This is a genomic window from Cellulomonas sp. NPDC055163 (assembly GCF_053607065.1).
On sequence record NZ_JBSGSU010000003.1, the window covers coordinates 426013 to 439060 of the forward strand.

The following is a 13048-nucleotide window of genomic DNA, read 5'->3' on the forward strand; positions in this document are numbered from 1 at the left end:
GACCCGGAACCGGCCGGAGAAGGCGCTCGGAGACGTCAGGCGGGAATGATGAGTCCCACCGTCTGGGTCCGTGCACGCGCGAGGCGCTCACCCGCGTCGGCCCAGTTGACGATGTTCCACCACGCCTTGATGTAGTCGGCGCGGACGTTCAGGTAGTCCAGGTAGTACGCGTGCTCCCAGACGTCGAGCATGAGCACCGGCACAAGGCCGAGAGCGATGTTGCTCTGCTGGTCGTAGAGCTGGCCCACGACGAGCTTCTGGCCGATCGAGTCCCACGCCAGGATCGCCCAGCCGGACCCCTGCACACCGGCAGCAACGGCCGCGAAGTGCTTCTGGAAACCGTCGAACGAGCCGAAGAACTCGTCGATCGCAGCAGCGAGCTCGCCGGCCGGCGCACCGCCGCCCTCGGGGGAGAGGTTGTTCCAGAACACCGTGTGGTTGACGTGACCGCCGAGGTTGAACGCGAGGTTCTTCTCGTGCAGGTTCACCGCTGCGAGGTCACCGCTCTCGCGGGCCTCCGCGAGCTTGGCCAGCGCCGTGTTCGCACCGGTGACGTAGGCCGCGTGGTGCTTGTCGTGGTGCAGCTCCATGATCTTGCCGGAGATGTGGGGCTCGAGCGCCGCGTAGTCGTACGGCAGCTCGGGAAGGGTGTAGTCAGCCATAGGTGGTGCCTCTCCTGCGTCAGGCCGCGGCGGACCGCGGCGTCGTCGGGTGCTCCGTCAGATACATATCGAGAGGGCACCGCGCCCTGGGGGTGCGGCGCCCTCTCGGTACGACCAACTCTCGCGCGGGCTCAGCGATTCCGCGCGTCCGTCTCGGGGTTGCCGGTCTCGGGCTCGACGAGATGCTGCCCGCCGCCGACCGCGCCGGTGGCCGAGCCCTCCTGCGAGCCCGAGCCACCCGTCGCGGAGCCGACGAGGCGGGTGCTCTCGTTGCTCTCCGGTGCCGCGATCGCGTCGTGCTCACCGTGCGAGTGCGCCGCGGCCAGCTCGGCCGGGGTGACCGGCTCGACGCGGTCCTCGTAGAAGAGCCGCGACAGGCGCTGCCGGAGGCGGTCAGCCCCGTAGCCCTTGCGACGGACGCCGCGCGAGTCCTCGGCCGGCTCGATCTCGAGCGGACGACGCGGCTCGTGCTGCACGCGCAGCCAGCGCTCGTGCTCGTCGAGCGGGCGGTGCACCTCGATGTACTCACCGTGCGCGAAGCGGACGATGCGGCCCGTCTCGTGCCCGTGCAGCACCAGCTCGCGGTCCTTGCGCTGGAGACCGAGGCAGATGCGCTTCGTGATCCAGAACGCCAGGACCGGCAGGACGAAGAACAGCACGCGAAAGACCTCGATGATGTCGTTGATCGACATCGAGAACTGCGCGCCGATGATGTCGTTCGACCCGGCGAGGACGAGGACCGTGAACGCCGTGAGGATCGCGACGCCCATTGCCGTGCGGAACGGGGCGTTGCGCGGGCGGTCGAGCACGTGGTGCTCGCGCTTGTCACCGGTCGCGGCGGCCTCGACGAACGGCCACACCGCGAGCACGGTGAACAGGATGCCCGGGACCACGACGGCCGGGATCAGGACGTTGAGCGACAGCGTGTATCCCGCGATGACCCACTCCGTGCCCTGACCGGGCATGAGCCGCAGCGCACCCTCGAGGAACAGCATGTACCAGTCCGGCTGGGCGCCGGCGGACACGGGGGAGGGGTCGTACGGGCCGTAGTTCCACACCGGGTTGATCGTCATCGTCGCGGCCATCAGCGCGATCACGGCGAACACCAGGAAGAAGAACCCGCCGGCCTTGGCGGTGTACGTCGGGAAGAGCGGGTATCCGACGACGTTGTTGTCCGTCCGGCCCGAGCCCGGGTACTGCGTGTGCTTGTGCAGCACGACGAGCAGCAGGTGCAGCCCGACGAGCGCGAGGATGAGGCCCGGCACGAGCAGGACGTGCACGGTGAACAGGCGCGGGATGAGGTCCTGACCGGGGAACTCGCCCCCGAAGATGAAGTACGACAGGTAGCTGCCGATGATCGGGATCGACCGCACGACGCCGTCGGTGATGCGCAGGCCGTTGCCCGAGAGGACGTCGTCCGGGAGCGAGTAGCCGGAGAAGCCGGCGGCGAGGCCGAGGATCATCAGCACGAAGCCGACGACCCAGTTGATCTCGCGCGGCTTGCGGAACGCGCCGGTGAAGAAGACGCGCATCATGTGCGTGACGATCGCCGCCATGAACAGAAGCGCTGCCCAGTGGTGGATCTGGCGCATGAGCAGCCCGCCGCGGACCTCGAACGACAGGCGGAGCGTCGAGGCGAACGCCTCGGACATCTCGACGCCGTTCATCGCGGCCCAGGGGCCCTCGTAGTGCGTCTCGGCCATGCTCGGCACGAAGAACATCGTGAGGAAGACGCCCGAGATGATGAGCACGACGAGGCTGAACAGCGCGATCTCGCCGAGCAGGAACGACCAGTGGTCGGGGAAGATCTTGCGCGCGAACGTCTTGACCGCGGTGCCGATGCCGGTCCGCTGGTCCAGGTAGTCCGCGGTGGCGCCGGCGGCGGCGCCCGTGCGGGTGGTCGTGGTTGTCACTTCAGGCGCTCCCAGTAGCTCGGACCGACAGGCTCGTGGAAGTCGGACTGCGCGACGAGGTAGCCCTCGTCGTCGACCTCGATGGGCAGCTGAGGCAGCGGCCGGTTGGCGGGACCGAAGACGACCTTGGCGCCGTTGGCCACGTCGAACGTGGACTGGTGGCACGGGCAGAGCAGGTGGTGCGTCTGCTGCTCGTAGAGCGCCACGGGGCACCCGACGTGGGTGCAGATCTTCGAGAAGGCGACGATGCCGTCGTACGACCAGCCCTCGCCCTGCTCGGACTTGAGGTCGCGCGGGTCCATCCGGATGAGCAGCACGACGGCCTTGGCCTTCTCGTCGAGCGGGTGCTCGGCGTCGTGGAGGTCCTCCGGGATGACGTGGAAGACCGAGCCGATCGTGACGTCCGCGGCCTTGATGGGCTCGCCGGACGGGTCGAGGGCGAGCTTCGTGCCCTTCTTCCACCACGTGTGCTTGAACTTCGAGACGTCCCAGTCCTCGCCGACCTCGCCGATGAGCGGCAGCGCGATCGTCAGCGGGAAGAGGGCGAGCGCCGACGCGAACGCGCCCTTGAGCACGCCGCGGCGACCGATGCCCGAGTCCTCGGCGCCGTCCTTGAGCGCCTGGATCGCGCCCGCGCGGTTCTCGTCGGAGCTGCGCTGCGGGTGACGCTCCTCGGCGCGCTCGTGGTCGTTCATGAGCGCCTTGGCCCAGTGCACCGCGGCCGCGCCGATCCCGAACAGGCTGAGGAACAGTCCCAGCCCGAGGAAGAGGTTGGAGCGCTGCATGGTCTCCGGCGTGTCGCCCAGCGGCACCACGAAGTACGCCGCGATGAAGACGACGGTGCCCAGCAGCGAGACCAGGAAGAGCGTGACGACCTGGCGCTCGGCGCGCTTATTCGCCTTCGGGTCCGTGTCGCCCAGGCGGGGGCGGTGCTCCCCGAGACCCGGGTTCTCGAACCGGTCCGGGTAGTGGCCGCCGTCGCGGTGGACCTCGACGGCCTCGGTGTTCCCGGGGACCGGGTTGTGCTGCATGCTCACGAGGACCTCGCTCCGATCCAGACGGACGTACCGATCAGCAGGCCGATGCCCACGAGCCAGATCCACACGCCCTCGCTGACGGGGCCGAGCGATCCGAGCTTGATGCCACCCGGGGACGGCTCACGCTGAGCGTCGATGTAGGCGATGATGTCGCGCTTCTCCTCGGGGGAGATGTTCGCGTCGTTGAAGACCGGCATCGACTGCGGGCCGGTCAGCATGGCCTCGTAGATGTGCGTCGGCGAGGTCTCCGTGAGCGACGGGGCCCACTTGCCCTCCGAGAGGGCGCCGCCGGCGCCCACCGCGTTGTGGCACATCGCGCAGTTGGTGCGGAAGAGGGCCATGCCGTTGGCGACGTCGCCCTCGGCCGGGTCCACCATCTCCTGGCTCGGGATCGACGGGCCCGCGCCGAGCGAGGCGACGAACGCCGCGAGCTGCTCGATCTGCTCGTCGGTGAACTGCACCTCCTTGGCGGGCGCCTGCGGGCCGTTCGCCTGCATCGGCATGCGGCCGGTGCCGACCTGGAAGTCGACGGCGGCTGCTCCGACGCCCACGAGCGACGGGGCTGCGTCCGTGCCCTCCGCCGCCGGGCCGTGGCACGTCGCGCAGTTGGCCTGGAAGATCTTCTCGCCGGTGGCGATGTCGTCACTGCCCGCCGCGGCGGGCGCGGCGTCGGCGGCCTGCGGTGCGAGGACCGCGTACAGCCCTCCGGTGAGCAGCAGCGCCAGCAGGAGCAGCACGGCCGGTGCGTACCGGTGGTGCCTGCGGGCTGCGAGTGCCTTCACGAATCGATCCTCGTCTCGCACGTTGGGGAAGGGTGGAACCGCGCGCCGCTGCCCGGAGGCGTCAGCGCAGGAGGTAGATGACCGCGAACAGCGCGATCCAGACGACGTCGACGAAGTGCCAGTAGTACGACGTCACGATCGCGGTGGTCGCCTCGTGGTGACCGAACCGCTTCGCCGCGAACGAGCGGCCGAGCAGGAAGAGGAAGGCGATGAGTCCGCCGACGACGTGCAGGCCGTGGAAGCCGGTCGTGAGGTAGAAGACCGAGCCGTACGGGCTCGAGGAGATCGTGAGTCCCTCGTGGACGAGCTCGGCGTACTCGTAGACCTGGCCGCCGATGAAGACCGCGCCCATGACGTACGTCAGCGTCATCCACTCGTTCATGCCCCAGCGACCGACCTGGAGCAGGCTCCCGGTCCGCGCGGGCTGGAACCGCTCGGCCGCCCACACGCCCATCTGGCAGGTGACGGACGAGAGCACGAGGACCGCGGTGTTGATCGCGGCGAACGTGAGGTTGAGCTTCTGGGTCTGCTCGGCCCACTCGTCGGGCACCGTCGCCCGGAGAGTGAAGTACATCGCGAACAGGCCCGCGAAGAACATGAGCTCGCTGGCCAGCCACACGATCGTCCCCACGGAGACGGGGTTGGGGCGGTTCACGCTCACGTGGGGTGCGGTGCGAGGGGCAGCCGTTGCAGTCGACACGCGTTCATTATGGCTGATGACGCTCGTGCATGGGTCGTCGGACCCACCCGCGGGGAGCGGTATATGTCACAGCGTCACCTCAGCGCTGTGACACGGGGGGCCACGCGGGCCTGCCGGAGGTCCCGGCCGAGGCCTGCGCGGACCCGACGACGACGCGCGCGACGGTGCCCCCGACCTGCACAACGGCCCGGTCGGCGTGCCAAGATGCCGGGGCACGCACGTCGACGACGAATGAGGACGCACCATGGTCACGGCCGACCCGCACGGAGCTGACGCGACGGACGAGCGCGAGCGCGCCCCCCGGATCCTCCTCTACAGCGACGACGTCGACACGCGGCAGCAGGTGCTGCTCGCCGTGGGGCGGCGCCTGCGCCGCGGGGCGCCCGACATCGCGTGGGTCGAGGTCGCGACGCCCGCAGCCGTCCTGAGCCAGGTCGACGCCGGCGGGTTCGACGTCCTCGTGCTCGACGGCGAGGCCGGCAAGGCGGGCGGCATGGGGATCGCCCGCCAGCTCAAGGACGAGATCTTCCGGTGCCCCCCGATCCTGCTGCTCACCGGCCGGCCCCAGGACGCCTGGCTCGCGTCGTGGTCGCAGGCCGACGCCGTGCTCAGCCAGCCGCTCGACCCGATCGACGTGCAGCGCGTCGTCGCCGAGCTGGTCGGTGCCGCGGCGAGCGCCGGATGAGCGCCGGGCACACCTGGCCCGACCTGCTCACGGCGCTCGTCCAGGGCCGTGACCTGACGCGCGAGCAGTCCACGTGGGCGATGGGCGAGATCATGGCCGGCACCGCCTCGCCCGCACGCGTCGCCGCGTTCCTCGTGGGGCTGCGCAGCAAGGGCGAGACGGTCGAGGAGTTCCGCGCGCTGTCCGACGTCATGCTCGCGAACGCGCACCGGATCCACGTCCCCGGTCGGACGGTGGACATCGTCGGCAGCGGAGGCGACCGCACGCACACCGTGAACATCTCGACGATGGCCGCCATCGTGATCGCGGGGGCCGGCCTGCGCGTCGTGAAGCACGGCGGCCGTGCGGCCTCGTCCTCCTCGGGCTCCGCCGACGTGCTCGAGGCGCTCGGGATCCGGCTCGACCAGCCCGTCGAGCGCGTGGCCGCTCTCGCGACCGAGGTCGGCATCACGTTCTGCTTCGCCCAGGTCTTCCACCCGTCCATGCGGCACGGTGCCGTCGTCCGCGGCGAGCTCGGCATCGCCACCGTGTTCAACTTCCTCGGACCGATCACCAACCCGGCGCAGCCGGCGGCGAGCGCGATCGGGGTCGCCGACGCCCGGATGGCCGGCCTCGTGGCGGGCGTGCTCGCGGCGCGGGGGTCCAGCGCGCTGGTGTTCCGCGGCGACGACGGGCTCGACGAGCTCGCGCCGACGGGCCCGGCCCGCGTCTGGGAGGTGCACGACGGCGAGGTCGTCGAGCACCGCCTGGACCCCTCCGCGAACCTCGGCCTCGCGCCCGTGACGATCGCCGACCTGCGCGGGGAGGACGCCGCGTTCAACGCCGGTGTCGTGCGTCAGGTGCTCGCGGGCGAGGCGGTCCCCTCGCGCGAGACCGTCCTGCTCAACGCGGCGACGGGCATCGTCGCGGACGGGACGCTGCCCGGGACGCGTGCGGCGGACGGGCCGCTCGTGGACCGTCTGCGCGCCGGCATGGAGATCGCGCGCCGCGCGGTCGACGACGGGGCCGCCGCTGCGGTGCTCGAACGCTGGCGGGCCGCCGCGGTCTGAGCACGGCCCGGCGAGCGGGCCGTCCGGCGGCCGGGTGCGCGGGGCCGTCGACCCGACCGCTCGGGTGCTCCCGCCGGACGGGGGCCCCGGCCGCTCAGTCCTCGATGCCGAGGTCGAACGCCTGCTCGAGGTCGTGCTTGGAGTACGCGCGGAAGGCGATATACGTCTGGGTGCGCAGGACCCCCTCGACCTTGCTCACCTGGTCGGCGATGACGTCCGCGAGCGCCTCGTGCTCGCGGACCCGCACGAGGGCGATGAGGTCGACCTCCCCGGTGACGGAGTAGACCTCGCTCACGCCGGGGACGTCGGCGATCGCCGCGGCGACCTCGGGGATGCGGGCGGCGTCGGTGTCGATGAGCACGATGGCGGTCAGCATCCCGCCATCATGCCGCGCCGGTCGCGCCCGTGCCGGTGGACCCCGCCGTGGTCGACCCCGGCGCCGTCGACCCCGCCGCGGTCGACCCGGCACCCAGGTCCTCCGCGCCCGGACCTGCGGCCGTGACCTGCGCCCCGGGGGCGCCGACCGAGGCAGCGGTCTCGAGCTCGTGCGCGAGGTACGCCGCGACACGCCCCGCGGTGCTCGCGGGGTCCGCGTAGGCCTGCGCCCCGCCGACCGGGCACGTCCAGCCCTCAGGCGCCAGCACGAGCCGCACGCCCGGCTGGTCGAGCCAGGTCAGCACGAGGTCGGCCTCCTCGGGGTGGCACGCCGGTGCGGGCACGGCGGGTGGGGCCACCTCCTCGCCCGACAGCCGCAGCGACTCGATCGCGGGCCACGGGTCCACCCCGCGCGGCACGGTCGCCGTGCCGGCGAGGCGGCCGTGGCGGACGAGCACGACCTCCCACCCGCCGACGTCCGCGCGCCGCGCCGCGACGAGCTCGGGGCACCGGGCGAGCGGTGCGAGCCGTTGCGCGCGGGCGGCGCCGCGCAGGAAGGCCGCGAGCCGGTCGCGCACGACGGCCGCCTCCTCGAACCGTTCCTGGGCGACGAGGCGCCCGATGCGTGTCGCGTGCGCCCGGACGACGGGGGACGGGTCGCCGACCATCGCCGCGCGGACCGCCGACGCGACCTCGGCGTACTGCTCGGGCGAGGACCGACCGGTGCACGGCGCCCCGCAGCGGCCCATCTCCGCGAGCGCGCACGCGACGGCCCCGAGCGCGGCGCGCAACGGCAGCCGGCCGCTGCACTGCCGCACGGGGAACGTCTCGTGGAGCGCGTCGATCGCGGACTGCGCGGCGCCGCGCGACGCGAACGGGCCGATGTACGCGGGCTCGTGCCCGTGCGGCGCGGGGACGGCGGCCGGGCGCACCTCGCGGACGACCGACAGCCGCGGGTACGGCTCGACGGTCAGGTGGACCCACGGCATGCGCTCGGGGAAGCGCGAGCGGCGGTTGTAGCGCGGCGCGTGCTCGGCGATGAGCCGGAGCTCGCGGACCCGGGCCTCGAGCGTCGTCGCGCACGGGACGGGGTGCACCCGCTCGGAGACGCGCACCATCTCGACCATGCGCGAGCGCTTCTCGGCCGCCGTGAAGTAGCTGCGGACGCGCGTGCGCAGCGACGTCGAGGTGCCGACGTAGAGGATCTCCTCGCGCGGGCCCACGAACATGTAGACGCCCGGGCCGTCGGGGAGCCCGTCGGCGAGGTGCCGCTTGCGCCGCACGTCCGACGGCACCGGGTCGGTGGCCGTCGCCAGGTCCTCGAGGTGCGTGATGCCCAGGGGCGCGAGGCGTGCGAGGAGGGCGTGCAGGACGTCGACGGTCGCGCGGGCGTCGGACAGGGCGCGGTGGTTGGGCGTCACGGTCGCGCCGAACAGCGCCGCGAGGGTGCCCAGCTTGTGGTTCGGGGCCTCGTCGCGGGTCACGACGCGGCGCGCGAGCCGCACCGTGTCCACCGTCTGGTGACCCGGCCACGCGTGGCCCGTCTGCGCGGCGGCCGCCTTCAGGAAGCCGACGTCGAAGGGGGCGTTGTGCGCGACCAGCACGCTGCCCCTCGCGAACTCGAGGAAGCTCGGCAGGACCTCCTCGATGCGCGGGGCGCCGATCACCATCGACGTCGTGATGCCCGTCAGCACGGAGATGAACGCGGGAACCGGGCCGCCGGGGTCGACGAGGGTCTGGAACTCGCCGAGCACCTCGCCGCCGCGCACCTTGACGGCGCCGATCTCGGTGATCGCGTTCGTGCCGGGCACCGAGCCCGTCGTCTCGAGGTCGACCACCACGAAGGTCACGTCGGACAGCCGGGTGCCGAGCTCGTCGAGCGCGAGCTGGACCGGGCGGCCCTGCAGCGGGGGTGCGAGGTCCACCCGGGTGACCCGGCGCGCGGCGGGGCGGTCGTGCTGCATGGCGTGGACGCTAGCCGCGGGGACCGACACGACCGGCGACGACCCGTCGGTGCCTAGGGTGGGCGCATGGCCGACGACGTACCGGGACACCCGGACCCCACGGTCCCCGACGCCGTCCGGACCGTGCTCGTGCGGCTCGCAGCCGAGGTGCTCACGACGATCGAGCTCGCGGACGTCCCTGCCGCGCTCCGCCAGGTCCAGAGGTTCGCGCCGCGTCGCCGGGCGTCGGCCGGTGCGCTGCCGCTGTGGTCCGCGCTCGAGGGTGACGCGGCGTTCCGGGCCCGGGTCGCCCGCGTGTGGGCCGGGGCGCGGCCGGACGTCGCGGCGCTGCTGGGGCGCGGCACGTCCGCGACCGCCGCCCAGGGCCCGGCGCACGAGCACGAAGCCGGGCCGTCCGGCGGATCCCCTGGAGACACGCCCGACACGCCCGCCGGACGGGCGGCGCTCCTCGATCCACCTGCCGGAGAGGCGGCGCTGCTCGACCCGCCCGCCGCGCAGGCAGCGCCGCTCGACGTCGCGGTGGGCGCCTGGCTCCTGCGACCGGACGGCTGGGCGGCCATGCTCGCCGAGGCCGCGGGGCACCTCGTCGCCGGGCCGGCCGGCGGCGACCGGCAGGCGACGCTGGACGGCGCGCGCGAGGCCCTGCAGCGCGCCGAGGAACGCGCGACGGTGCTGACCGCGCAGCTCGGTGAGGCACGCGCCCGTGCGGAGCGGGCGGAGGAGGACGCGGCGGCGCTCCGGCGCGAGCAGCGCCGGCTCCGCTCGGACGCCGACCGGGCCCGCAGCGAGGGTCGGCGCGCCGCCGTCGAGGCGCAGGACGTCCTGGCGCGGGCGACGACGGCTCGGGCCGGCGCCGACGAGGCTCTCGCGAGCGCGCAGGCCCTGCGCCGGGTCGCGGAGGCCGAGCGGGCCCAGGTCCGGCAGGAGGCCCGCGTCGCACGCGACCTCGCCGGGGTGCGCGTGCGGCTCCTGCTCGACACGATCGTCGACGCCGGCCAGGGGTTGCGCGCCGAGCTCGCGCTGCCGCCCGTCGGCGACCGGCCCGCCGACCTGGTGGGCGCGTCGGCCCCGGTTCCCGTGGAGCGCGCGACGTCCCGGGGGCGCGCCGCGACCGACCCGGCGCTGCTCGACGACCTGCTCGCCCTGCCGCACGCGCACCTCGTGGTCGACGGCTACAACGTCTCGAAGGCGGCGTGGCCCGGGCTGAGCCTCGCCGAGCAGCGGCGCCGGCTCGTCGACGCGCTCGCGAACGTCGCGGGTCGCACCGGCGCGGAGGTCACGTGCTGCTTCGACGGGCAGGAGGGGCCCCGCCCTCCGGGCAGCGGTCCGCGCGGCGTGCGCGTGCTGTTCTCGGTGGGGGAGATCGCCGACGACCTGATCCGGCGCCTGGTGGGGGCGGAGCCCCGCGGACGGGTCGTCGTCGTGGTGACGAGCGACCGGCAGGTCGCCGACGACGTCGAGGCGGCCGGGGCGCGCGTCGTGCCGTCGGCGACGCTCGTCGCGCGGGTCGCCCGCCTCTGAGGCGGGCGGTCGTCCGTCCGGGCGGGACACGCGCCGGGCAGAGGTCCGGGCCGGCGTGCGGGCGACACCTGTGGACGGGCGGCGTTGTGATGTCGGCGTGCACGGCTAGCGTCCGCCGCATGCTGATCGACTGCGAGAGCTGCACGGTGCGCCCGGCGGCGTGCTCCGACTGCGTGGTGACGTTCCTGACGGTGCCGGTGCGCGCGGTCGACCTCGTCGACGACGAGCGCGCGGCGCTCGAGGTCCTGGCGGCGTCCGGGCTGGTGCCCCCGCTGCGTCTGCGCCAGACCGGCTAGTGCCGGTGCGCACGCCGGGCGGACCCGGCGTGCGCACCGTGCCTCACTCGGCGGGTGCCGTGTCGTACAGCGCGTCGATCTCCGCCGCGAAGTCCTTGATGACCTGCGCGCGGCGCACGCTCAGCTTGGGCGTGAGGTAGCCGTTGGCGATGGTCAGGTCCGTGTCGAGGATGCGGTACTTGCGGATCGACTCGGCGCGCGAGACCGCCCGGTTGGCCCGCTCGACGGCCTTCTCGATCGAGGCCAGGACCTCAGGGTCCTGTGCGGCCTCCGTGACGGTCATCGGCTTGTGGCCGTGCGCGCTGAGCCAGCCCGGGAGCGCCTCGGCGTCGAGCGTCACGAGGGCCCCGATGAACGGACGGGCGTCGCCCACGACGACGACCTGGCTCACGAGAGCGTGGCTGCGCAACCGGTCCTCGAGCACCGCGGGCGCGACGTTCTTGCCGCCGGCCGTGACGATGATCTCCTTCTTGCGTCCCGTGATCCGCAGGAAGCCGTCGTCGTCGAGGGACCCGAGGTCGCCGGTCCGGAACCAGCCGTCGTGGAACGACTCGGCCGTCGCGGCGTCGTTGTTGTGGTAGCCGGCGAAGACGTGCGGACCCGTGACCTCGATCTCGCCGTCCTCCTGGATCCGGATGCCGCACCCAGGGAGCGGGGGGCCGACGGTGCCGATCTTCGTCCGGCCCGGCATGTTGACGGTCGCCGGGGCGGTCGTCTCCGTCAGGCCGTAGCCCTCGAGGACGCGGAACCCGATGCCGCGGTAGAAGTGACCGAGGCGCTCGCCGAGCGGCGCACCGCCCGAGATGGCCCACTCGCAGCGGCCGCCCAGCGCGTGCCGGAGCTTCTTGTAGACGAGGACGTCCGCGACCTTGTGCTGGAGCTTGAGGCCCAGGCCGGGGCCGCTCGGCGTCTCCGTCGCACGCGAGTACAGGATCGACGTGGCGGCGGCCCACTGGAAGATCTTCAGCTTGCCGCCCGCCGCCGCCTTCTGCTCCGAGGAGTTGTAGACCTTCTCGAAGACGCGGGGGACCGAGAGGATGAACGTCGGCTGGAACGACGCGAGGTCCGCCAGCAGGTTCTTGGTGTCGGGCGTGTGGCCCAGCACCGCCCCGGCCGGGATGCACAGGACCTCGACGAACCGGGCGAACACGTGCGCGAGGGGCATGAAGAGCAGCGTGCGAGCGCCGGGCGTCGAGACGACCTCCTCGAGGCCCTCGACGGCGTTGCGCGTCAGGACGCTGAAGTTGCCGTGCGTCAGCCGCGCACCCTTGGGGCGGCCCGTGGTGCCGGACGTGTAGATGATCGTCGCGACGTCGTCGAGGTCGGCGAGCGCGCGGCGGCGCACGATCTCGGCGTCCTCCACGCCGGTCCCGCCCGCGACGAGGGTCTCGACGGCGCCGTCGTCGATCACGAGGACCTCGCGCAGGTGCGGCGCGTCGGCGCGGACCTCGGCCACGGTCGCGGCGTGCTCGGCCGACTCGACGACGAGCAGCGACACGTCGGCGTCGGTGAGGATCCACAGGACCTGCTCCGCGGAGGACGTCTCGTAGACCGGCACGGGCACCGCGCCGGCGGCCCACGTCGCCCAGTCGAGCAGCGTCCACTCGTACCGGGTCCGCGACATGATCCCGACCCGGTCGCCCGGCTGGACGCCCCGCGCGACGAGGCCCTTCGCGAGCGCGACGACCTCGGCGTCGAACGCACGGGCTGTCAGCGGGATCCAGGGGCCGTCGCCGGGGGACTTGATCTCGATCAGCGGGCGGTCGGGGGTCGACGCGACGCGTGCTGCGAGGAGGTCGTTGAGGTTCTCGTCGGGCCTCGCCTCGACGAGCGGGGGAGTGTGGATCTCGTCCATGCTGGCTCCAGTGACAGTAGGGCGACGGGGGTTCGTCGCACGATACCGGGACTTTCGTACTGACCGGTCACATTCACGCCGGCCGGGCTCGTGACCGTGCAGGCGGCGTGCCCGGTCTCGTCACCCGTCCGTGCACACGTCGCCCGCGTCACCCGTCCGTGCACGCGACGTGCCCCACGTGCCCCCTGCGGACCCGGCAGCGGCCCGGC

Annotated in this window: 12 protein-coding genes; 4 read left to right on the plus strand and 8 right to left on the minus strand. The window is 73.0% G+C overall.

What is annotated here, in order from left to right; genetic code table 11:
• Nucleotides 1-35 precede the first annotated feature (35 nt).
• From ACWFNE_RS08185 to ctaE, 5 genes are all read right to left on the minus strand, one after another.
• The gene (locus tag ACWFNE_RS08185; protein ID WP_452121924.1) at nucleotides 36-662 is read right to left on the minus strand and encodes a superoxide dismutase; all 627 of its coding nucleotides are present in this window, start codon (nucleotides 660-662) and stop codon (nucleotides 36-38) included.
• Between the two features lie 131 nt (nucleotides 663-793).
• The gene (qcrB, locus tag ACWFNE_RS08190) at nucleotides 794-2575 is read right to left on the minus strand and encodes a cytochrome bc1 complex cytochrome b subunit (protein WP_452121925.1); all 1782 of its coding nucleotides are present in this window, start codon (nucleotides 2573-2575) and stop codon (nucleotides 794-796) included.
• Nucleotides 2572-3606 (minus strand): cytochrome bc1 complex Rieske iron-sulfur subunit, encoded by a 1035-nt coding sequence (gene qcrA / locus ACWFNE_RS08195; protein ID WP_452121989.1) that lies wholly within the window; start codon nucleotides 3604-3606, stop codon nucleotides 2572-2574. Before qcrA ends, qcrB begins: the two co-directional genes overlap by 4 nt.
• Before the next feature lie 2 nt (nucleotides 3607-3608).
• Nucleotides 3609-4394 (minus strand): cytochrome bc1 complex diheme cytochrome c subunit, encoded by a 786-nt coding sequence (gene qcrC / locus ACWFNE_RS08200; RefSeq protein ID WP_452121926.1) that lies wholly within the window; start codon nucleotides 4392-4394, stop codon nucleotides 3609-3611.
• Between the two features lie 61 nt (nucleotides 4395-4455).
• Complete coding sequence (gene ctaE, locus ACWFNE_RS08205) at nucleotides 4456-5094, minus strand: aa3-type cytochrome oxidase subunit III (protein ID WP_452121927.1); 639 nt, start codon at nucleotides 5092-5094, stop codon at nucleotides 4456-4458.
• A gap of 244 nt (nucleotides 5095-5338) precedes the next feature.
• On the opposite strand from ctaE, the gene ACWFNE_RS08210 reads away from it, so the two are divergent.
• Entirely contained in the window at nucleotides 5339-5779 is a 441-nt protein-coding gene (locus tag ACWFNE_RS08210) for a hypothetical protein (protein WP_452121928.1), read from the plus strand.
• Complete coding sequence (gene trpD / locus ACWFNE_RS08215) at nucleotides 5776-6828, plus strand: anthranilate phosphoribosyltransferase (protein WP_452121929.1); 1053 nt, start codon at nucleotides 5776-5778, stop codon at nucleotides 6826-6828. The genes ACWFNE_RS08210 and trpD overlap by 4 nt, the downstream gene beginning before the upstream one ends.
• 94 nt (nucleotides 6829-6922) lie before the next feature.
• Here the strand turns inward: trpD and ACWFNE_RS08220 are convergent, their stop codons facing one another.
• Together ACWFNE_RS08220 and ACWFNE_RS08225 are read right to left on the minus strand one after the other, a co-directional pair.
• Nucleotides 6923-7204: an Lrp/AsnC family transcriptional regulator gene (locus ACWFNE_RS08220; RefSeq protein ID WP_034633821.1), complete on the minus strand. Its 282-nt coding sequence runs from the start codon at nucleotides 7202-7204 to the stop codon at nucleotides 6923-6925.
• Nucleotides 7205-7211: 7 nt separating this feature from the next.
• Nucleotides 7212-9167 (minus strand): DEDD exonuclease domain-containing protein, encoded by a 1956-nt coding sequence (locus tag ACWFNE_RS08225; RefSeq protein ID WP_452121930.1) that lies wholly within the window; start codon nucleotides 9165-9167, stop codon nucleotides 7212-7214.
• Nucleotides 9168-9233: 66 nt separating this feature from the next.
• On the opposite strand from ACWFNE_RS08225, the gene ACWFNE_RS08230 reads away from it, so the two are divergent.
• On the plus strand, nucleotides 9234-10688 hold the full coding sequence (locus ACWFNE_RS08230; protein ID WP_452121931.1) for an NYN domain-containing protein: 1455 nt from the start codon (nucleotides 9234-9236) through the stop codon (nucleotides 10686-10688).
• Between the two features lie 119 nt (nucleotides 10689-10807).
• Nucleotides 10808-10984, plus strand: a complete 177-nt coding sequence (locus ACWFNE_RS08235; protein WP_452121932.1) for a hypothetical protein — start codon at nucleotides 10808-10810, stop codon at nucleotides 10982-10984.
• 43 nt (nucleotides 10985-11027) lie between these two features.
• Here the strand turns inward: ACWFNE_RS08235 and ACWFNE_RS08240 are convergent, their stop codons facing one another.
• Nucleotides 11028-12839, minus strand: a complete 1812-nt coding sequence (locus ACWFNE_RS08240) for an AMP-dependent synthetase/ligase (RefSeq protein WP_452121933.1) — start codon at nucleotides 12837-12839, stop codon at nucleotides 11028-11030.
• Nucleotides 12840-13048 lie beyond the last annotated feature (209 nt).

What these genes read in the sequence shown, in the direction of transcription:
- ACWFNE_RS08185 (WP_452121924.1), bottom strand. Translation starts at nt 662, where the DNA reads ATGGCTGACTACACCCTTCCCGAGCTGCCGTACGACTACGCGGCGCTC.
- qcrA (WP_452121989.1), bottom strand. Translation starts at nt 3,606, where the DNA reads ATGCAGCACAACCCGGTCCCCGGGAACACCGAGGCCGTCGAGGTCCAC.
- ACWFNE_RS08210 (WP_452121928.1), top strand. Translation starts at nt 5,339, where the DNA reads ATGGTCACGGCCGACCCGCACGGAGCTGACGCGACGGACGAGCGCGAG.
- trpD (WP_452121929.1), top strand. Translation starts at nt 5,776, where the DNA reads ATGAGCGCCGGGCACACCTGGCCCGACCTGCTCACGGCGCTCGTCCAG.
- ACWFNE_RS08220 (WP_034633821.1), bottom strand. Translation starts at nt 7,204, where the DNA reads ATGCTGACCGCCATCGTGCTCATCGACACCGACGCCGCCCGCATCCCC.
- ACWFNE_RS08225 (WP_452121930.1), bottom strand. Translation starts at nt 9,167, where the DNA reads ATGCAGCACGACCGCCCCGCCGCGCGCCGGGTCACCCGGGTGGACCTC.
- ACWFNE_RS08230 (WP_452121931.1), top strand. Translation starts at nt 9,234, where the DNA reads ATGGCCGACGACGTACCGGGACACCCGGACCCCACGGTCCCCGACGCC.
- ACWFNE_RS08235 (WP_452121932.1), top strand. Translation starts at nt 10,808, where the DNA reads ATGCTGATCGACTGCGAGAGCTGCACGGTGCGCCCGGCGGCGTGCTCC.
- ACWFNE_RS08240 (WP_452121933.1), bottom strand. Translation starts at nt 12,839, where the DNA reads ATGGACGAGATCCACACTCCCCCGCTCGTCGAGGCGAGGCCCGACGAG.